We start from the raw sequence: 20,729 nt of genomic DNA, 5'->3' as shown, positions 1-20,729 counted from the left end.
TTTCATCCGCGCCCTCATGAAAAGCGCGCGATCGGTTCGCCGAGAGCGCTTCAGCAGCATTTCAGCCGAGAATTTCCAATAAAGCGTTCGGCAATTCGGCGAGGGGTATTCGCTGATCTTGCCGCTTCTGTGGTCACGCAAAGGGGCGTCGTCCAAACTGGATTGAAATAAATTCGAGTTTTTTGAAAAGATTGTTGAATTGACATAAGTATTTTCATCCACAGGTCGAGAAACTGAAGATATTCAGTGTAATTACGGGGGGAGTGCACTCAAGTTCTGCCATTCTCTCGCGCATAGCGTTAAAATTTTTGTGAGAAATTTGAAATTATGCTTCCAAAATATTTATCGGATGACGACTTTCGGCGAGTTCGATCAAATTTTCGACGTATTAATCGATAGGGATTGCGCTGCAACAGCAGAAAGGAGAGACCATGTCCATCGAGCTAGACGCAACCACCTACGTTCACGCCAAACCGACAACTGCACATTCCTACATCTTGCCCAAGATCTTCGATGTGCTGGAGGATCATTTCGATGGTTCTGCGAAAAATGACGTCTTCGATCTCGGATGCGGCACCGGCGGGGCCGCCGCGGCTCTTACGAAAGCAGGATATGATGTCGTCGGCGTCGATCCCTCCAGCGACGGAATCGGCAAGGCCAATATCCGTCATCCCGGACTGGCGCTGAGCGTCGGCTCGGCCTATGACGACCTGGCCCGGGATTATGGCAGTTTCAGTGCCGTTATCAGCCTGGAGGTCGTCGAGCATGTCTACGATCCGAAGAGCTTCACCTCGACGATGTTCGATCTCGTCAAGCCGGGCGGCATCGCGGTGATATCGACGCCCTATCACGGTTATCTGAAGAATCTTGCACTGGCTGCGACGGGAAAAATGGATGATCACTTCATGCCGTTGAAGGATCATGGGCATATCAAGTTCTGGTCGAAAAACACATTGCGCACACTGTTGCTGGAGACCGGCTTCGATAACGTCCGTTTCGAATATGTTGGAAGAATTCCTGCCTTTGCCAAATCAATGATCGCCGTCGCCGACAAGCCGCTTTAGCCGGTCGGCGCGACATTGCGCCGTTCGCCGCAGTAGTCCGGAGGTTGTTTCTACTGCATGCTGTGGTGAAAAAAACCGTGATGAAATATTTACTTTTAGTTGCATTCTTGCTTAAACTCTCCATTATACAGCGGGCGTATTGATGAAGCGGGAGACTTAAGCAGATGAAGGCCAAATCGCCGAATTCCATCGATGTCTATGTTGGCAACCGCGTGAGAGTTCGGCGAAAGACGCTCGGCATGACCCAGCATGGTTTGGCCGAACTTCTTGGCATCACTTTCCAGCAGATTCAAAAATACGAAAAAGGAACGAACCGGATCGGCGCCAGCCGCCTTCAGCGCATTTCCGAGATCCTTCGCGTGCCGGTCGGCTTCTTCTTCGAGAACGGCGGTTCCGGACCGATCGATGGTGAGACGAGCGAATTGAACAAGTTTTTATCCTCGAAGGAAGGGCTCGCGCTCAATAAAGCGTTCATCGCCATCGAAGATCCCAACATCAGGCAGAAGCTGGTGGCCTTGGCCAAAAGTCTGGCGATGACGGGATTGCCCGACGTCGATAGCGACCTGCAGGATCCGGTTGTACACAACTGAGGATGGACCGTGCTTCATCTGCAGACATTCGGCGATCTGCGGCTGACTGAGTCGGATGGCGAGCCGGTTCGCTATCCGGTCAAAGGTCTGTTGATGATGGCCCACATCTATGCGGGTGCGAGCCATGAACTCAGCCGTTATGAACTGGCCCAGTTTCTATGGAGCGACGTTGAGCCCGAATTGGCGCGGCTCAATTTGCGCAAAATGCTGTCCCGCATCCGCGAGATGGACTGCGGACGCACCGACATAGCTTTCGATTTCACTGCCACGACGGTGTGCCTCAACAAGCAGGTGGTTTCCAGCGATCTGGATGTCTTTCGAGCCGGCGGCCCGCCGCTGGATCGACTACAGGCGATCGCCGAAACGACGCAGCGCGGCTTCATCGGAAATATCAAGCCGGCGACAAAGCAGATAGATGCTTGGATCAGGGCGCAGCGGGACGCCCATGCGCTGCAATTGCGTCAAGCATTGCTGGAGGCGTTGCCTGATGTGCAAAAGCCGGGCGCGGCGCGCATCATTTCCAGCGCCGCCCTGCAAATCCTCGAGCGGGATCCGAATGACGAGCAGGTCAGGGCATTGCTGCATCGGCTATCCGGCAGCGCATCGTTCGGCGAGAGATTGCCGGAGAGCGGCGGCCAAGCAAGGGTGGAGGTGAAGCGTCCCGAGCCCGGCAGCCAGTCGGCCGATATCGAACGCATATCGCCGATCCCGCGGATCCTTCCCCGTCTGGTGTTGCTTCCCCCGACGGCGAAGCACGCCGATGCCGGACTTGCACTTGCCAACGCCCTGATCGAAGACGTCACAATCGAACTTTGTGCGCTTCGGCATATTTCCATCGTCGCTCCGCATACGGCCGGACAGATCCGCCGCGACTCCGAAAAAGCGGCGGTGGTCGCCAAGCACTCGATCACGTATCTTCTCGACACCCGATTTTCCGAAGAGGGATTGTTCGCCCAGCTGATCTATTTCCCCACGGATGAGATCGTCTGGGCCAATCGCTTTAAGATGAACCCCGATATATTGCCGCGTCACAGGCGGGTTATCGCCCAGCAGTTGACCGAGTCGGTGGCGCGTGAGCTGGCTGAAAACGAGGAGGAACGGCTACGTTTCGAAGCCAATCCTGAGGCCTATCACGCCTATCTCGTCGGCTCCAGCCTGATGAGCAAGCTGACACTGCCGCATATCCGCCGGGCAAGGAAGGCGTTCAAGCAGTCGCTGTCGCATAGGTCGGATTTCTCGCCGTCATTTACCGGGCTGGCAAGAACTTTCACCAGCGAGTGGCTCGTGACGGCGCAGGGAAACAATGAACTGCTGCACCTGGCGGAGCAGCATGCGCTTCGCGCAATCGAGCGAGATCCGGGATCGGCGGCGGGCCATCGCGAGCTCGGGGTCACCAGACTTTATCTTGGTGATGTGGATGCTAGCGTCGCAGCCCTTCATCTGGCGGAAGAGCTCAGTCCGCATTTTGCCGATGTCATCTACAGTCATGCCGACACGCTTGTGCATGCATCCCGCCCCGGCGACGCGCTCGCCAAGATCAGAAAGGCAATTTCGCTCAATCCGATCGCGCCTGACGCCTATCTCTGGTGTGCCGCGGGAGCAAGTTTCTTCCTGGAACAGTATGAGGAGGCCATCGCCTATGTCGAGGCGATGAAAGACAAAGCGCCGGCCCATCGTATCGCCGCGGCCAGTTGCGCAATGATCGGCGATCGAAAACGGGCACTGTTCCATCGGCAGCGCGCCGAAAGCATCAATCCGGTATTCGACGTCGAGAAGTGGCTCGCCATCGTTCCCTTCAAGGAGCACTGGCAAAAAGAGCTATATCGGGAGGGCCTGTTGAAGGCTGGTTTTTAACAATAGCTGAGGGGCATACCATGGCGAAAGCTGTCATTATAGGAATACCGGGCGAGGAAGGGCTTTGGCTCGCCGATCTCGATGCAGGCACCGTCAAACCGCTCAATCCGACGGGGGAATTGGCGACTGCGAGCAGCCTGCGCAAAGCTGGCGGCATATTCGTGAAGGGCGTCGATTTGGCCGTTGCCGTTTCGTCGGCGCAGATCGCGCTTTCCGGTCATGTCGACGGCTGAGCCCGCATTCTGACGGACCGGTCCACATATCCCGACAGGATCATATCGCCGCGGGAAACTCTTTCCCGCGTCGAGCCTTTTTTAGCTCGGTTCGGCATAACAAGGGTTGCACGACATACCGGGCTTGATGACGTCGGAATTCCCGTCTGGTGCGCCTATACTCCGAATTCGCGCTCAATCGTGATTGCTCAGGGAAAGGGTCTGACCGACATCGACGCCAAAGTATCCACCGTCATGGAAGCCGTGGAACGGGCAGTTGCCGGCGACCCTTTCGTCGATCTTGTCCGCAATACCTCGTTCGGTCTGCAGGCGATGGGGCACAAGATCGATCCGCTGAACTGCCTGATTGCCATGCATAAACCCGATCTCGGGCCGGACGAGGAGACGGAATGGGTGGCCGGCATCAATATCCTCACCGGCGAGACGATTCATATCCCTTTTGAAGCGGTGCTGCTCGACCGCACGCGCGATGCGCGATACTGGATGTCATCTGACGGCTTGGCATCGGGAAACAATATCGAGGAGGCCGTTTTCCACGGTGTGCTCGAGCGGATCGAGCGGGATGCGCATGTGCTATGGCAAGTTGGCGCGGAAAGGGATCGTTATGCCGGCTGCGTCGACCCCCGCGGCTTTCAGGACGATGCACTGACCGGGTTGATCGACAAGATCGAAAAATCAGGATTGGCGCTCAGGCTCTTCGATATCACAAGCGACATCGCCATTCCCTGTTTCACCGCCATTCTGGGTCCCTGTGATTCCGTTCCAGGCCAGCGGGATCGCCACAGCGGCAGGGACATTCGCCTTGTCGAGGTGACCGGCGGTACGGGAGCCCATCCGTCTCCCGTGCGCGCGGCCATCCGGGCGGTAACGGAAGCCGCGCAATCCAGACTCACCTATATCAGCGGAGCCAGGGACGATATTTCTCCCGCCACGTTCTCGAGATCCTTGCCGCCGCTGATGCGGCGAGCCTTCGACGCAGTTCCCGTCTCGCCGGCTGCCGGTCCTGTCCGCCACCGAATGTCAGGACATCGGGATCTGGCGTATTTGCTGCAGCATGTGCTGGAGGCTTTGCAAAACAAAGGCATCGGTTCGGTCATCGCCGTACGCCTCAGCGACGACACGCTTCCCTTTGGCGTCGTCAAGGTCGTTATACCCGAACTCGAAAATCCGGAAGGGCTGCGTGCTCGCCAGTTTGGAACAAGGGCGCTCGCGAGAGCGATAGGCTTTTGAAGGTCATTTTCGCGGGTCCCAGTCTTCCCGATGCAGCCTCACTTGCCGGCGAGGGGATACGCGTCCTGCCGCCCGCCACGCAGGGCGATGTTCTGGCTGTGGTGGAACAGGGTGCCAATGTCATCGGCCTGATCGATGGCGGTTTCGAATACGCTGCACCGGTCTGGCATAAGGAAATTCTCCATGCTCTTTCGCTTGGCGTGACGGTCCTCGGGGCGGCAAGCATGGGCGCGCTGCGCGCTGCGGAATGTCATTCATTCGGGATGATTGGGATCGGCCGCATTTTCGAAGACTATCGCACGGGTCGGCTGGTCGACGATGCCGCCGTTGCGCTCGTGCACGCGCCGAGCGCGCTGGGCGGCAAGCCGCTGACGATACCGCTCGTCAATGTCTGCGCTACGCTCGATGCCATGGAAAGGAATGAGTTGCTCACAGATCAGCTGCGCCAGGTCATCGAAGACGCCGCGAGTGCAATATTCTTCAAGAGGCGAACGTGGCGGGCAATCGTCGAGCAATGCGCTGGCGTAGCCGAGCCGGATCGCCCGCACCTTCTGGCCACCCTCGTGTCGCATTCCGTTGATCAAAAACGCATCGATGCACTGGAATTGTTAAAGGTGGTGCAGTCGACCGCCGATATTCGCGTGAATGCCGATTTGTGCTGGAAACTGCGCGAAACCTGGTTCTCCACACGGTCCGCATTGTGAAGCAAAGACGACGATCGTCACCGAGAGTTGTGTCACGCTCTTTTCACGGGCTCGACCACGTCAGCCCGCGTATCATTCCTTCCATTCGTTGGAGAAATGGGCATGGGCGTGACATCGACTATTAAACTAGATGGAGATCTAGGGGCGAAAGACGCTCTGGACGAACTGGTCGCACTGGCACGGATGATCGCCTATGCGCGACAGGTTGCTCAGGATGTCAAACTGCAATTCGCGACGAATTGCCTCGACCTTGCTCTTGAGGCGGTGAAGCAGGAAGTCGGGGAGGGGCTGACCAGAGAGTTGGCCGAATTGAGTTCTCCGGTTCCCCTGGTGAGCATAAAAAGTCATTAGAGCGGGTGCGTCCTATCGGACGCACAAAGGACGCTTTAACAACACTCTGATCTATGAATCGCGCTTTCCGAAAATCGATTGCGGTTCCGGGCCGATGTGCCGGGCGGACCCGTGAAAATTAACGTGGGCTTCGAGGATATGGGCGCCTTGTACCGGTGATGGGTCGCGAATAGTGGGGCTTGATCGGTTCAAAAGACGGGTGCTGCCGGGGGAATACGAGCTGCCCTGCAGGCCCAATGTATCGGCAATCATCTGAATTGTTGGCTTCGAAGAGGTCCCCGGCATTTCGCGGGCCGCCGGACGACTGCCGCTCGTTCAGAACTTATTCGACGCCCTGCATACAAGATAGGTTCAAATGAATGGTAAGCGGTTTCGTTGACGTTGTCTCCGGGCAAGGAGACGGCGACGATTCTCGTTTCAGCGGTCGTCTGCCGACCGGCCAGCCTGGCCGATCCCTGATCTCAATGGGTCAAATTGCGCTTCTGTGCCAGCAGTAAAATGTAATCGTCGGCAATGTCCGCTATGGCCATTGCGACTTCCGCCGGATCGCACCCCTCGACCTTCGTGTTTGCAATGAACTGATAAACCGCCTTCTCAATCTGTTTCCGGCAGATCATCACGCGTTCATCATAACCAAATTCCGGAATCTGCGATGCCATATCACTCATCAGGTCGGCTCCTCACTACTTGCAGTGACCATGACACAAATTATAAGTTGAGCAAGCAAATGCTTTATGAACGGTTAATTCGACGGCGGGTGCGACCATTTCGACACAGGTTTGGCCATAACCGGACATTCAGCCCCGTTGAATGAGGTGAGGTCTTTCGTGCTGGAGGGTTCATCGTTCCATGTCGGGGGAGCCGCTCGACCGAAGCTGGTCGTCTCCTAGGCTGCGGCTTGTCATTCAGAGGGTCTCGGATCATCAGGAGAACTTGTCATGATCAGTCGAAGGCTGCCCTTATACCGGTCTGGCCAATGGCGTGATGAACTGTGATAGTCCTTTGATTTGCCGGCATATTAAAGTTTCATTCGTCTCCAGATCATCATTCGTTGATGTGAATTGCGTCGCCAGGTCTTTGGAACCGGCCAGTCCGGACACTATCGGGCAATCGGTCGTGGCCGCCTCGTTTACAATGCCTGCTGGTCACGCCGCTGCCGACAAGGCAAAGCGGAAATAACGTCGGCAGTTTTACTCTTTTCTGAAAGAATTCATCCCTGTTGGCTGCGGGGTACATAATTCAACAATCCCATAGATGAGTAAAATATTAATAAAAATTTACCAAAAGGTAAAAATATCTATTTCATATAAAAGTTGTATTTAAATATCTATTATAAGCTGAATGAAGATTTTCTAATAATTACTGTAGGATGTAGTGACTGAAAAATAGTAGAGACAATGTAACCGACTATAATAGATGATAATATCGCCTGCGTGACGACTTCTTGCTATGTGCCGGGGTCGCTGAGTGGAAGCATTCGGCATTAATTGCAATGTTGGCCGAGACGATGCGTTGTAAAACGGGAGCCTTGGTCCTGTCGATATCGCGGATTTCTCGTCGTCCGACGCAGGATTCACTGTTTATCCTGCGCCAACCTTCGCAAAGTTTGAGGACCCGCCGGGGTGGTGACGGGTCCTCGGATAAGATTGCCTGCACAGTACGAAGATATGATTGCTGTTAAAGTCGATGCTGTCACGGATTATTGTTGGATAGTTATGTTTTTCCCACAATTTATTGTCTTCTCGTTATGCCAACGTTTGTATTTTTGAAGTTTGTACTTCAAAATAATGAGATGGTCGCCAGCGGAGTGGAAAGTGCCGGCCTTCCGAAGCATTTTCGTTCTCTCTCGATTGGCGGAGATTGCTCTACCTTCGCGAGGTCGCAACGGACTCTCCGCCGCACCGGTCGATCTTCGATAAGCGCCGGAACAAGGCCTTCGTCCGGAAGCGTGACCATCCGCCGACCAGCGGGATAAGGGGATCTAGTTCCTCGAATTTCTTAAAATACTTCTGCTTTGATTGCCTGACCGGCCGGACTTTGGCCAAAGCCCTGTTTGTGGCTCTGTTGGCTTTTGAATAGATCAATTTGATTATGACGGCCACAGCAAGCAGGGGGCTATGATGATAGATGTGCCTAAGCGAGGTGGCGGCGCTGTGCCAATCTTTCAACGCTGCAAATTTTGAGAATGCATAAAGGTGAGCCGAGGTGTGGGCGCAGCTGACGACGAAAGCGGGAAGTTCCGGGTTGCGGGAGACACATTGCTCGGTCACTGCCAAAAGCGACCGCGCCATTCGAGACCTGTCGGCAGACATGGCTGCGGAATGAACGCGATAGCCCACCAGACCGAGTGGCACCGCCTCGATCTTGAAATGCTCGGCGGTGCGGAGTTCGAAATCGAAGTCTTCGCATCCTCCAATTCCTCGATCGGCATAGCTCGGATCGTAGCCGCCGATTTTGTCTATGACGGCGCGGCGCACCATGAAGCCGCTGCCATTGCCGACAAAGCGGAAGACGAGGTGGCGAATGAGGATGGATTCCCGAGCGTTGAGCGAAGAGCCGGACTTCGTGCAATATCCCTCGGAATCGACGAAACGGTGAAGGGCATATACTGCACCCCACGCGTCCGGCAGGGGATGGAGCGCTGACAGCATCCTTTCGACATAAGTGGGATGCCATAGGTCATCCGCGTCGATGAAGGCTATATAGCTGGACCTGGATGCCTCGATCCCGGCATTGCGCGCCGCGGCTACACCGCGATTTTCGGTCGACAGGATCGTGATCCTCGGATCAGCTGCGGCGAACTCGCGACAGATCGATGCGGTATCGTCGGTGGAGCCGTCGTCCACGACGATGATTTCGAGTGCCGAATGGGTCTGGTCGACAACCGATCGAAGTGTGGCGGCGATGAACTCTTCGGCATTGTAGGCAGGGATGACGACTGCCACCGTCAATCCGGATAGAGGCTCAGCCGCCATAGAGCAACCCATCCGCTGTTGTGGCCGGACGCAGGTCGATCCGGTTCTTCATCAACCTTGCGACCGACGGGCGATGGCTGACGACGATCAGGGTCCGGCCGTCATATTCCCTGAGCAGGAGGGAGAGCACGCGCCCCTCCGTCTCCTCGTCGAGTGCGCTGGTCGCTTCGTCAAGGAGCAATATGTCGGGCCGGCCGGCCAGCGCCCGCGCCAGACCGATGCGCTGTCGTTGCCCACCCGAAAGCCGGATCGCTTCGTCGCCCAGCCATTCGTCGAAGCCGTAGGGCAGATTCTCGATGAATTCGGTGGCGCAGGCCATATCTGCCGCCCAGCGGACATCCTCCTCAAGGATGTCGCGACGGAAGCGGATATTGTCGAGGACGGAGCCATCCATAAGCTCGACGTCTTGGCCCGAGACCGCGAGCAGGCGCAGCCAGCTGGATCGCTCGATAGTCGAGAGGTCCTTGCCATCGATCGTGATCCGGCCTTCGGTCGGCTGAATAAGGTCGAGGAGCATGTTGATGATCGTCGTTTTGCCGGAGCCGCTGGGTCCGGTCAGAGCCGTGGTCTCGCCTGCCCTGATCGAGAAGCTGGCATGACGCACGGCAGGCATTCTGGCCTCTTCGTAGAAGAAGGATACATCGTGGAAAACGATCTCCTGTTTTAGATGTCGCAGTTCCTCTCCGCCTGCAGTTTTCCTGGCGTCGTCCTGTTCCGCGATCAGCGCGAGCACGTTTTGCAGTGAGGCTTCGATTTCATGCAAGCGCAGCAGCTGGGAATCGAATTGCTTGATATGTGGCTGGAGCCTGTAAAGAAGTATCGTGGCAGACAGGGCGGCCCGAAAATCGACCGGCAGGACCTGCGAGGACAGGATGATCGTCAGGATCACCCCGAATGTCAACGTTTCGCTCAGAAGCGACGTTGCTGCCCCCATCCGATCCGAACGGCGCCAGGTTTCCCCCACTGTCTTGGACAAGGTTTCGAAAATACCTTTGTGGTCGTCTTCCAGACCGAAGCTCTTCACCGCCTTTAACGTCTGCAATGTGGTCCAGCTCAGATGGGTCAATTCTTCCAGAGCTGAAAGACTGGCGGCGCCAAGACGGCGATAGGCAGCTGCAAACAAGCCGAGGCTGAGGTTATGGACGACGCCGAACATCACCGCGAGCACAGCAATCGGCCATGCCATTACGAGCATTCCGACCCCGAAGATGATGATGGTCCCGAGACTGATTCCCAGGCGCACAAGGCCGGTATGAGCTGAGGCCACGGAATAGGATTCGGTGGCGATGACATTGATCAGATCGCTGCGCTCATAGCGTTGAAATCGCTGGAAGGGGATCGTCAGAATCTTTGCATAAAGCCGGTGACGAATACTCTCGCTGATCTGATGGCTTACGGTGCTTGCGATGATGTCGTTGACGAAGCCCAGGATGATCCTCAGGATGATCGCGCAGATCAGCACGGCGACTAGCATCGACTTCGTGATGGAAGATTCCAATCCGCCAAAGTATGCCGGTAGCCAGGCGACGGACCCGGAAGCAGGGCTTTGTTGGCTGAGGGCAAAAACGAGGCTGACCAGCAAGGTTATCCCCACCATTTCCGATAGCCCGGTCAGGATACCGATGACGATCAGGACGGAGGTTTTCAACCGGAGCGAGGGAACGAGCTCCAGAAGTTCGCGGAAACGCGCTGCGACAATAACGTTGAAGGCGCCCCACGACCTGCGGAGAACGGGTTTCCGTAGCGTCATCATAAATGATCCATCCGGGACTTGATGAGCTCGCCTGTCCTTATTGTCGGCGTGGCTGCGACAAGGTCGTAAAACGACGTGCCGCTGATGGGGAGCGCCACGCTTTTCGGAGCCGCCCCTTTCGGCCACGCGTGCGACCTACGACGTATCCGTTTCAACAGTTTCCTGCGCTGCCGCTTCGCTTGGCCCCACAGATGCCTGACAGCCTGGCCGACAAGCCTTGACGGGAATCTCCTGACAAGGAGAGACGCCACTTTCCTGACCTGCCCGTAGTTGCCGCCGGCAAACGCCTTCTTGAAATACCAGCACGCCGTATGGAATTCCGCCCGGGTGGCGGCGGCGGCAAGATCGGGATGGCGCCGCTTCACGTCTGCCATCACCAGAGCGTGGGATTTCAGCATGCGCGAGGCGTTGCTCGACATGTTGCCTGCGGTAAAACGATAACCGGTCAGGAAATCGGGAGCCACTGCAAAGGGTAGTCTTTCAGCCAATGCGAGATAGAGCTTCAGGTCCTCGCATCCCTCGGCTCCCTTATCACGCAGGGCAGAATCATAACCCCCGCATGCCAGGACTTCCGCCCGCGGCATGAGGGGGGTGCTGCCGTTGCCGATGAAATTTTCCCCGACCAATATTTCGAAGACATCGCCCTCATAGAGCACGGGACCCGAATGGCTGAAAATCACGTCGTTCTCGTCGATTGCCGCGTACCAGTTGTAGGCGACGCCGTGGCCTGTCGACAATTTCCCGAGCGCGCGGACTTGCATCTCGATTTTTAGAGGGTGCCAGAGGTCATCGGCATCGATCGGTGCGATGTAGCTGCCGCGGGCCTCTTCTATACCGTAGTTGCGGGCAAGGGCGACGCCGCCGTTTTGCTGGCGAAGGACACGAACGCGCGGGTCAGAAAGGCGATATTGTGTCGCCAGTTCGAATGTTTCGTCCCGCGATCCATCGTCCACGACGAGTATCTCGAGGTGTTCATAGGTTTGGGCCGAGACGCTTCGCAGCGTTTGCACGAGCGTCGCTTCCGCATTGTACGCGGGAATGATGACGGTCACCAAAGGAGGGTCAATGATCATGGCATTATCCGATAAAGGCGTTGGGATGACCCATCAGTTCGGCAAACGCCGTGATGGGTAAATCACCGCGTACCTCAAGGCGCGGGAGTGACAGCAGCTTGTCCGAAAAGCCCGCTTTTGCAGGCCTGGTGGTGAAGCCAATTTGATATCCCGCCTCGGCCAGAATTCCGGGAACACGGAAATCGGTGCAGCCGAAGGGGAGAGCGATAGATGTCGTGGCCGCGCCGAGCCGGTTCTCCAGCGTCTTGCGAGAATGAACCGCTTCGGCCAGTAGCGTGGCGTTATCCAGCGCACTCGCCGGCGTGTGGGTTTCCAGATGAGACCCAAATCGGATGCCCTTTCGATGGAGATCCTCAATGTCGTTCCAAGACATCAGGGGGGCTGGCTCACCGTAAGCGGCATCCCAATCCGATCGGCCGCCCACTTTGTCCGTCACGACGAAGACGTCGGCGCTGAAGCCGTTCTCTACAAGGATGGGATAGGCTTCGGTAAAAAAATCGAGATAGGCATCATCGAAGGTCAGGACGACCGGCCGCCCCTGTATCGGCTTTCCCACCTGAAGCAGATGGGCCAGCGCATCGGCCGTCAGCCCATAGTAGCCCTGCCGCCGGAGAAACTGCATCTGCTGGCGGAACATCTCCGGCGCGATCCGGAAACGCCGCAGCCGATCGGGACCTTCGCGCGCGATTCTGTGATACATCAACACCGGGATCGAGGTCGTCACTTCGTTCGACCACGCCGCCGCTCGTTCGACACCGGCCGGTCCCCAGATGATGTTTTTGGCCACCTCCGTGTCCAATGGGACACCGTGCCGTTCAATCCGCATTGTGTGTACGGACGTTTCACGCTTGCGGAACCGATGAATGGCGTAAAGCTCGGTCTCGATCGTTTCTTCCAGGGTAAGGTCCGGCAGGTTCGAAAAGACTTTCCTGATGGTGCCGACACCGAACGGATTGTCCCAATCGAAACCGGTCCTTTCGGGCTCGTCTCGCCGGAGATGGGCGTGAGCGGTAATCAGACAGCCGCCTGGCTTCAGTGCTGCGGCAATCTTTCGGCAGACCCGCTCCAAGACCTGTTCGTCATCCATGTAATAGAGGACTTCCGAGCAGACAATCAGGTCCTGTCCGCCAGGAATCTCGTCGCCTGCGAAGTCCAGGACACGAAACTCGGCATTCCCCCACTCTCGGCACCGCTCGGATGCTCTTTCGATCGCACGACGCGAGATGTCCGTTGCCGTCAGCGTCCCGACCTTTTGCGCAAGCTTGGCGGAGAATATCCCCTCCGCACAGGCAAGTTCCAGTGCCTTGCCTATCCCTTCCGGGACAAGGCCCAGCGTCTGCTCGTATTTGACCTGTTCGTAGATCGACACGTAGTTCCATGGGTCGGGATGCTCAAAGACCCGTTCCCAATATTCCTCTTTGGAAGCGGCCTCTGACAAAAGGGCTTCCTTTCCCGTTTTTTTTCCGCGGCGCTCGGCTAACACCGCGCCATGCAAGCGCTCATTCTGCCAATCTGCCTTCGAAAGGCGCTGGTCATCCGTTTCCCCGTCGCCTGCCAGAGATTTTATAAGAGCTGCGTCGCGCGTTGACTGGACAAGGCGGCCGAGGCGTCCCCGCCGTCGTCCTCCCCGACGAAGAATCCCAAGGAAGCCTCTATAGTTACGCAAGGTTTCGAATAACCGGTGGCGCGCATAGGCGAAGGTCCTGGGCGTGGGCAGCCGACCGCCTGCATGCATGTCCCGGACGATCAGGCGAACCAATGCGCCGACCGACAGATCTCCCCATAGCGGCCCCACGTGGGCACCGATATGTTTCTGTCCGGACGAAAGCTGCAGTACCAGCGTATCGGCGTCGACGGCCTTGGTAATCTTCGCGAGCTTGTTGACGTCGACGGCCACAGCCTGGACGCGCCCGAGCTTAAAAGAACGCGAGACGGCTTCTGATGAAAGCCGCCAGGCAAGAAGCTGCTCTGTCTTTCGTGCGGTTCCGGCCAGCGAATGGCTTTCGATGAGGGCGAGGAGCCGCGCGACTGCCGGTGCCCACGAGTCCATCAAGTCGATCAGGGCGGCAGTATTCTCAACCGATTGGCCCGTCTGCAACCCATGAAGGATGGCCACCGCCATCATGTCTTCGTGGCCCGAGCCATCGGGAAATTCCGGCAGAAGCTCGGCCAGGTCCTTGGGATCGGTTTCCGCACAAAGATGCATCGACGCGATCCAAATGAAGACGCGAAGCTGGCTAAGGGCCGGCTTGGGCCAAGCGTCGTCCTCGCCCTGCGTCGGCAAGCTCCGCTCAACTTGCAAGGCCCGCGCCCTTTCCGTCACGACAATCGCGTCTCGCATCATCCTGATCGGATCGGACGACAGAGAGCCGGCCTTCATGCGATAGAAGGCCAGGCATTTGTCCACCCGCTGGAATCGAGCCCCGGCGAACGCCATGCGAAGCCAGAGATCCCAGTCCTCGCAGGTTTGTAATGTGACATCCATGCCGCCCAGTTCCGTAAAAAGGCGCTTGGGAAAGACTGCCGTATGAATGGCCAGAGCGCAAATTGACGAAAATTGTTGGATTGCACGATCTCCGGTAAGATCATGCGCCTGCTCGATCTTCTGCATCCGGCCGTCGGCGGTGACGCGGCGATAGCTGCAATGGGCGATCAGTGGCTGAGACTGGTTGCTGGCGATCGGCAGCATGCTTTCGTTGAAGGCGGGATCCAGCCAGTCGTCGGCATCGAGCATGCAGAGGAGAGGCGCAGCGGCAAGCTGAGCGGCTGCATTGCGTGCGGCGGCGGCACCGGCATTCGGTTGACGGTAAAGCGTAATCCGCCCGTCCGCGTTGGCAAGGCTTTCAAGGACCTCCCAAGTCCCGTCGGTCGAGCCGTCATCCACCACGACCGCCTGCCAGTTCGATATCGTCTGATTTTGCAGGCTGCCCAGACAATCCGACAGCGTACCGGCGGCATTATAGGCCGGGATGAGAAAGGAGATCGCAGGTCTCGACGCCGTCACCATGGCTGCATTTTCCAGCGGCCGAGAAGATAAAATGCGCCCTGCAGGCTCCCCAGAACCTCTTCCTTCAGAAAGAAGTTTTCCGAAGTCGCTCCGCGTTCGAGCCGCTTCGCGAACCTTTTGAGATGATACCAGGGGAGCGACATCAGCATGCGGCGCAGATTGCCCAGCTTGCCGGTGTTCTGGTACTGGATCAGCAGCGCAGCGACATGGCCTTTCATATATTGATGAATCTGTTTTGCCAGCCCTTCCATGTCCTTGCGGTGAAAATGCCACGAAACCGCGGTCGGCTCGTAGCGGCAAGTATGGCCATGATGGAGAAGCCGATCCCAGAATTCGGAGTCGTCCGAACACCCAGCCGCCCCCGCACCGAGTCGGACGTCGAATAATCCGCATTCATCGAACACTTTGCGACGAAACGCTTGGCTTGCTCCTGCGCCGACCATCGACATGGGATTTTTATGCCGCTTATGCCGGCGATAGAAGTGCCGATCGAAGTCCCTGCGCCGATAGCCTCGGCCGAACCCCCAGTGTCTTTCGAATATCAGCTGCGCGGGCGTGGAAAGCTCTCCGGGAAGGACGAGGCCGGTGACGCACCCGATTTCGGGCTGATCGAACCCCTTCATCAGGTTCTCGAGCCATCGTTCGTGAAGCACCACATCGTCGTCCGTGAAGGCGACGAATTCCGTCGTTGCCGCGCGCACGGCAGCGTTTCGGGCATAGTCGAGGCCGATCCTATCCTCACGGACATAGGTGGCGCCGGCTGCCTCTGCGACACGACGCGTGCCATCGCCGGCCGATGCGTTGTCGACAACGACGATCTCGACCGGCGGAAGAGATTGTCTGGGGATGGATGCCAAGCAGCGAGCCAGCTCGTCGGGCCGGTCCTTGGTGCAGATCAGAATACTGACGTCGTTATTTTTGAGCGGGATTTGCGCGACCTGATGCGCATGCTCGACCGTCTCGGGCTGCACGACGCGCAAGGCGAGTGCGGCCGTGTTCTCTGGCTTGTCGACATAGGCCTGTCCTACGGGAAGGCCATCCGACAGAAAGATCACCAACCCCTCGGAAAGGGCGGATGAGCCGGTATCGACCTCGGCCGAGGCGAGATCCAGATAGCGAATTGGTACGGGAAAGCGGATGTCCTTCAGATCAGCCGGAATTGGTTCTCGCATCAACGCTCTCTCGATCGCACCCTTGAACCTTGCGCATCGGCCCTAGATCGGGCTGATCTGACGGGCACGATGCGCCGGTTCAGAATATCGGCACCCTTCGCGCGTCCGAAAGGCCGCGCGTCGCCGCAAACCGTCAGCATCAACGATGTGCGCTGCGCAGCTGTGATGATTGCTTCTCGGCCTTCATTTTTTCCCTGAACCATTCGAGCGTCAGGGCCACGCCTTGCTCGTAACTGATCTTACACGACCACTCGGGCATGACGTAGTTCGCATTGCTGAGGTCCGGCCGCCGGTTGGTGGGATCCTGCGGGGGGGAGGGCTCGAAGACGATCGGCACGCCGCCGACGAGGCGGGAGACATATTGCGCGACCTCGAGAACCGAAATCTCGCGATCGTTGCCGATATTCAGCGGCCCCTTATAGTCGGTTTGGTTTATCCAGAAATAACGGGCGAAGCCGTCGACGATATCGTCGACATAACCCCAGCTGCGGGACTGCAGACCGTCGCCGAATACGGTGATCGGGCGGCCCGAGAGCGCCTGGGTGATGAAGTTGGAGACCGCGCGCCCATCGTCGGCGCGGGTGCGGGGGCCATAAATGTTGAAGGGACGGATGACCTTGACGTCGAGCCCCTGGGTGCGCTGCATCTCGAACAGCAGCGATTCCGTGCAGCGCTTGCTCTCGTCGTAGGACGAGCGTGGGCCGGTACAGTCGACCTGGCCCTTGTAGGATTCAGGCTGCGGCGAGACGAGCGGATCGCCATAGACTTCGGAAGACGAGGTAAAGCCGAAACGACCGCCCTTCTTCAGAAGATCGAGAAGCCGCATTGCCCCGAGAAGATTGGCGGAAATCGTCCGCTTCGGCTCCTTCATATACCAGGGCGGCGATGCAGGAGAGGCAAGATGATAGATTTCGTCGAATTTATCGGAGGTCTGCAGGGTTTCGACATCCGATTTCACGAAGTGGAAACGCGGGTCCTTGATGTGCTCGATGTTTTCGAAAAGTCCGGTCCAAAGATTGTCTACAACGACGAGTTTCTGAAGGTCAGTCCGAAGCAGAAGTCGGTCGCACAGATGCGATCCGATGAAACCAGCTCCGCCCGAAATCAATACAGTTTTCATTTGCATTGCCCCTGATGGCTTCAAAAAGGTAACTGTCTATTAGCATTCCCTATAAGGACTGGCAATTGCTTAGAGAAATTCTAAGAAATACTCGCGCGTTAATCTTAATTATTAATTTGCAGTACTTAAGGTAGTATTGCGCTGTGTACTGCGGGGCGAAGTTGCGGACTGTTGGACACCTGCTGTAGCCGGCTCGACTACAGCATGTCCGTCAGTCGCCAAGCGCTCTCTATCATAAGGGTGCAGTCGCGCATCGGGCTAAGGTCCGACTCGAGACGATCACTTGATTCAGAGCATTGCCGTCGGTGTGCTTCAAGGCCGACGCGTAAACAGTCCGCTCCGGCGTCCGTCACGCCGATTGCGCCCATTTCCGATCAGTCGGCCGCAAGCGCGGTCAATATCTGATAGGCGGCGGCGACCCGATCCTGGTTGGGATAATTTTTATTGGCCAGGATGACGATGCCGAGGCGCTCCTTGGGAATGAAGGCGACATAGGCGCCGAAGCCGTTGGTCGAGCCTGTCTTGTTGATCCAGACGTCGTCACGCGGTTTTATCGGTGGCCTGAGCTCAGAGACCGGAATTGTCTTCAGCATAGCGGCCGAATTGCCCTCGAGCAGGCTCGCCAACGTGGCGGGATAGGCATATTGCTCCCAGATCAGATCCTGGGTCATAGCCCCGACGCTGAAATATCCGGTATGGGTCCTGGCAATCGCCTGCTGCAGCGTTTCGTCGAGTTTGACCAGGCCCATATTGGCGCCGACGAAGCGGATCATGTCGCCGGCCGTCGATCTCACGCCATAGGCTTCGGAGGAAAGCAGGGCCGGCGTCAGCCGCGCCGGCTCGCCGCTGCGCTTATAGCCTTGAGCATAATCGGCCAGCCGCGACTTCGGCACCTTGATAAAGGTGCTCTTCAATTCGAGAGCGGCAAACAGTTTGCCTTCCATCAGGGCGGCGAAATCGCCGCCCATGGCCTTCGCCGTGATGTAGCCGAGCATGCCGATGCTCGGATTGGCGTAACTTCTCTGCGTCCCCGTCGCGTAGGAGGGCTGCCAGGCGGCGAAATAGGAAAGCAGCTGCTTTTCGGTCTTGACGTCATCGGGCAGCTGCAGCGGAAATCCGCCGGCGGTATGGGTGGCAAGATTGATCAGCGCGACATCGCCGAACGGCTTGCCCTTCATCGCCGGCAGATATGTGCTCACCTTGCCGTCGAGCGAAAATTCGTCCTTCGCGTCAGCGTAAGATGCCAGCGTCGCAGTGAAAGTCTTGCTGATCGATCCGAGTTCGAACAGCGTCGTCGGCGCCACCGGCCGGCCGGTCTCCTTCGATTCGACGCCATAAGTGAAGACATGCTGCTCTCCATCGACGGTGATGCCGACGGCAACGCCCGGGATGGCGTTTTTCTCCATGACCGGCTTGATCGCGGCGTCGACGATCGTCCGCACTTTCGCGGCATCGGCGGCAAAGCCGCTTGCGCAAGCACATACTGAGATCAAAGCGGCCGATAAAGTTCCTATCCCAATAATCTTCATATCAGTCATCCTCCAAAGGTCGGCCACAGAGCTTGAAGCGCACTCAGACCGCGTTTAAAGGCGCTGTTTTCCGATCACAAACGATGATATCTCGCGGGAGATAAAAGAAAATCTAGGGCTTACATGGTTCGTCCATTCCTCCCGCTGAACAGTCTCCGCGCCTTCGAAGCCTCCGCCAGACATCTGAGCTTCACCCGCGCTGCAATCGAGCTCTGTGTCACCCAGGCGGCCGTCAGCCAGCAGGTCAAGGGACTGGAGAAGCGGCTGGGCGTGGCGCTGTTCCAGCGCCTTCCCCGCGGCTTGAAGATCACCGCGGAAGGCGAGGCGCTGCTGCCGACGGTCACCGCCTCCTTCGACCAGATGGCGAAGACGCTCGACAGGATCGAGGCCGGGCAGGTGCGCGAGCTCATGTTCCTCGGTGTCGTCGGAACCTTCGCCGTCGGCTGGCTCCTGCCGCGGCTTGCGGATTTCCAGCGCCGGCATCCCTTCATTGATCTGCGCATTTCCACCAACAACAACCGCGTCGATCCGGCGGCGGAAGGGCTCGATTTCGCCATCCGCTTCGGCAGCGGCTCATGGCACGGCACGCAGGCTGAGCGCCTGTTCGAAGCGCCGCTTTCGCCTCTCTGCATCCCGAAACTGGCCGACGAACTCCGATCGCCGGCAGACCTTGCCGGGGCGACATTGCTTCGCAGCTATCGCACGGATGAGTGGAGCACCTGGTTCCAGGCCACGGGCGTGCCGCCGGCCGCCCAGGTCAATGCCGGCATCGTCTTCGATTCCTCCGTCGGCATGATGGAGGCGGCTCTGCAGGGGCTCGGCGTGGCACTCGCCCCGCCCTCGATGTTTTCAAGGCACCTCTGCTCGGGTGCGATCGTGCAGCCCTTCGCCACCGTCATCTCGCTCGGAAGCTATTGGCTGACGCGCCTGCAGTCGCGGCCGGTCACGGCGGCCATGCGCGCTTTTTCCGACTGGATCTTTTCGGAAATCGAAAGGTAATCCAGGGGAGCGCCCACCGGAATGGGCGCTCCGATTGAGGCGTCATTTCTGGATGCAAGTGTCGACCGTATCCTTGGTGCACTCGTCCAGCCCGGTAAAGACCGGATCATCGACCTTCTTGCCCGAGATCAGGTCCATCATCACGGTCGGCGCCTTGTAGCCCATTTCGAACGGCCGCTGGCCGACGAGCGCGGTTACCAGGCCTTCCTTGGCGATCGCCACTTCATCGCCAATCGTGTCGGCGGCGCCGATGACGAACTCGTTCTTGCCGATCTTGTCGGCCATCGGCTTGAACAGGTCGCGGTAGGGCTGCGGGGCGCCGAACAGCGGCCAGCCGCCCATAATGCCGAAGGCGTCGAGGTCGGGATTGGCGGCGAGGATGTCGGTCATCGCCTGCACGCCCTTGGCGCCGTCGTCATTTGTAAAGACCGGGCAGCCCGCCACCTCGGTCCAGCCGCCTTCGCCCTTAAGGGCGTCGAGTCCCTTCTTGCCGCTCAACGTGTCACGCATACCCTGGGCGCGGCGCAGGATGTTGTCGGCGCCGGGATTGCCTTCGATCGTGCAGATCTTGCCGCCCTTCGGCTTGGCCTTCTTGATATATTCGCCGATCTTGGCGCCCATCAGGTAGTTGTCGGTGCCGAGATAGGTCTTGCGCAAAGCCGAATCTTCGGCCGCCAGATCGGCATCGAGCGTCATGACGGGTACGCTCGGATTGGCGGTCTTGAGCGTCTGGGCGATCAGCTTGGCGTTCGACGGCGAGATGGCGATCGCCGCCGTATCGGCCTTGCCGAGCATATCCTGGACGATCTGCGCTTCGCCGGCCTCGTCCGAGGTCGATGCCGGGCCGGTATAGAAGCATTCATATTCGGCCGAGGCGTTTTCCTTGTTCCATTTCTGGCAACCCTGGTTGATCGCCTCGAAGAACGGGTTGTCGAGGCCCTTGACGACGATGACCAGCTGCTTCTTGGCGGCCATGGCCTCACCGGCCGTGAATGCCAGGACTGCAGCAGCAGCCAGCAATAATGCCTTCCTCATAGCTTCCTCCCTTTTTGAAAAGGCGGACGCCTTCGTCCGC

The 20,729-nt window shown here is 57.8% G+C and carries 17 protein-coding genes; 8 read left to right on the top strand and 9 right to left on the bottom strand.

What is annotated here, in order from left to right:
• Positions 1-431 precede the first annotated feature (431 nt).
• The 7 genes from Tal182_RS17530 to Tal182_RS17500 all read left to right on the top strand — a co-directional run bounded on the left by Tal182_RS17530 (position 432) and on the right by Tal182_RS17500 (position 6,026).
• Positions 432-1,064, top strand: coding sequence for a class I SAM-dependent methyltransferase (locus tag Tal182_RS17530; RefSeq protein ID WP_064804374.1), 633 nt, complete (start codon positions 432-434; stop codon positions 1,062-1,064).
• A 164-nt stretch (positions 1,065-1,228) separates the two neighbouring features.
• The gene (locus Tal182_RS17525; protein ID WP_085860241.1) at positions 1,229-1,654 is read left to right on the top strand and encodes a helix-turn-helix transcriptional regulator; all 426 of its coding nucleotides are present in this window, start codon (positions 1,229-1,231) and stop codon (positions 1,652-1,654) included.
• A 9-nt stretch (positions 1,655-1,663) separates the two neighbouring features.
• On the top strand, positions 1,664-3,508 hold the full coding sequence (locus Tal182_RS17520) for a hypothetical protein (RefSeq protein WP_064804370.1): 1,845 nt from the start codon (positions 1,664-1,666) through the stop codon (positions 3,506-3,508).
• A 20-nt stretch (positions 3,509-3,528) separates the two neighbouring features.
• On the top strand, positions 3,529-3,741 hold the full coding sequence (locus Tal182_RS17515; protein WP_064804367.1) for a hypothetical protein: 213 nt from the start codon (positions 3,529-3,531) through the stop codon (positions 3,739-3,741).
• Positions 3,742-3,783: 42 nt separating this feature from the next.
• Complete coding sequence (locus tag Tal182_RS17510; RefSeq protein WP_085860240.1) at positions 3,784-4,971, top strand: YcaO-like family protein; 1,188 nt, start codon at positions 3,784-3,786, stop codon at positions 4,969-4,971.
• The gene (locus Tal182_RS17505; protein WP_085860239.1) at positions 4,968-5,675 is read left to right on the top strand and encodes a TfuA-like protein; all 708 of its coding nucleotides are present in this window, start codon (positions 4,968-4,970) and stop codon (positions 5,673-5,675) included. The genes Tal182_RS17510 and Tal182_RS17505 overlap by 4 nt, the downstream gene beginning before the upstream one ends.
• A 102-nt stretch (positions 5,676-5,777) precedes the next feature.
• Entirely contained in the window at positions 5,778-6,026 is a 249-nt protein-coding gene (locus tag Tal182_RS17500) for a hypothetical protein (RefSeq protein WP_064804362.1), read from the top strand.
• Positions 6,027-6,487: 461 nt separating this feature from the next.
• Here the strand turns inward: Tal182_RS17500 and Tal182_RS17495 are convergent, their stop codons facing one another.
• From Tal182_RS17495 to ampC, 8 genes are all read right to left on the bottom strand, one after another.
• Positions 6,488-6,694: a hypothetical protein gene (locus Tal182_RS17495; protein ID WP_004676311.1), complete on the bottom strand. Its 207-nt coding sequence runs from the start codon at positions 6,692-6,694 to the stop codon at positions 6,488-6,490.
• Between the two features lie 1,197 nt (positions 6,695-7,891).
• Complete coding sequence (locus tag Tal182_RS17490) at positions 7,892-9,001, bottom strand: glycosyltransferase family A protein (protein WP_085860238.1); 1,110 nt, start codon at positions 8,999-9,001, stop codon at positions 7,892-7,894.
• Complete coding sequence (locus Tal182_RS17485) at positions 8,991-10,751, bottom strand: ABC transporter ATP-binding protein (protein WP_094299112.1); 1,761 nt, start codon at positions 10,749-10,751, stop codon at positions 8,991-8,993. Before Tal182_RS17485 ends, Tal182_RS17490 begins: the two co-directional genes overlap by 11 nt.
• A complete protein-coding gene (locus Tal182_RS17480) occupies positions 10,751-11,827 on the bottom strand; it encodes a glycosyltransferase family 2 protein (protein ID WP_085860236.1) in 1,077 nt (358 codons plus the stop codon). Before Tal182_RS17480 ends, Tal182_RS17485 begins: the two co-directional genes overlap by 1 nt.
• A gap of 4 nt (positions 11,828-11,831) precedes the next feature.
• Positions 11,832-14,834: a glycosyltransferase gene (locus tag Tal182_RS17475; protein WP_085860235.1), complete on the bottom strand. Its 3,003-nt coding sequence runs from the start codon at positions 14,832-14,834 to the stop codon at positions 11,832-11,834.
• Positions 14,828-16,006 (bottom strand): glycosyltransferase, encoded by a 1,179-nt coding sequence (locus Tal182_RS17470; RefSeq protein ID WP_085860234.1) that lies wholly within the window; start codon positions 16,004-16,006, stop codon positions 14,828-14,830. The genes Tal182_RS17475 and Tal182_RS17470 overlap by 7 nt, the downstream gene beginning before the upstream one ends.
• A gap of 139 nt (positions 16,007-16,145) precedes the next feature.
• Complete coding sequence (locus tag Tal182_RS17465; RefSeq protein ID WP_064804350.1) at positions 16,146-17,126, bottom strand: NAD-dependent epimerase/dehydratase family protein; 981 nt, start codon at positions 17,124-17,126, stop codon at positions 16,146-16,148.
• Between the two features lie 374 nt (positions 17,127-17,500).
• Entirely contained in the window at positions 17,501-18,655 is a 1,155-nt protein-coding gene (gene ampC, locus Tal182_RS17460) for a class C beta-lactamase (RefSeq protein ID WP_085860233.1), read from the bottom strand.
• 123 nt (positions 18,656-18,778) lie between these two features.
• Between ampC and Tal182_RS17455 the strand changes: the two genes are divergently transcribed.
• On the top strand, positions 18,779-19,654 hold the full coding sequence (locus Tal182_RS17455) for a LysR family transcriptional regulator (protein ID WP_064804346.1): 876 nt from the start codon (positions 18,779-18,781) through the stop codon (positions 19,652-19,654).
• A 42-nt stretch (positions 19,655-19,696) separates the two neighbouring features.
• Here the strand turns inward: Tal182_RS17455 and Tal182_RS17450 are convergent, their stop codons facing one another.
• Positions 19,697-20,689, bottom strand: coding sequence for a sugar-binding protein (locus tag Tal182_RS17450; RefSeq protein ID WP_064804344.1), 993 nt, complete (start codon positions 20,687-20,689; stop codon positions 19,697-19,699).
• Positions 20,690-20,729 lie beyond the last annotated feature (40 nt).

Origin of the sequence: Rhizobium sp. TAL182, from assembly GCF_002117725.1 — a bacterium.
Classification (GTDB): Bacteria; Pseudomonadota; Alphaproteobacteria; order Rhizobiales; family Rhizobiaceae; genus Rhizobium; species Rhizobium esperanzae.
This window is presented reverse-complemented; position numbering and strand designations above follow the sequence as displayed.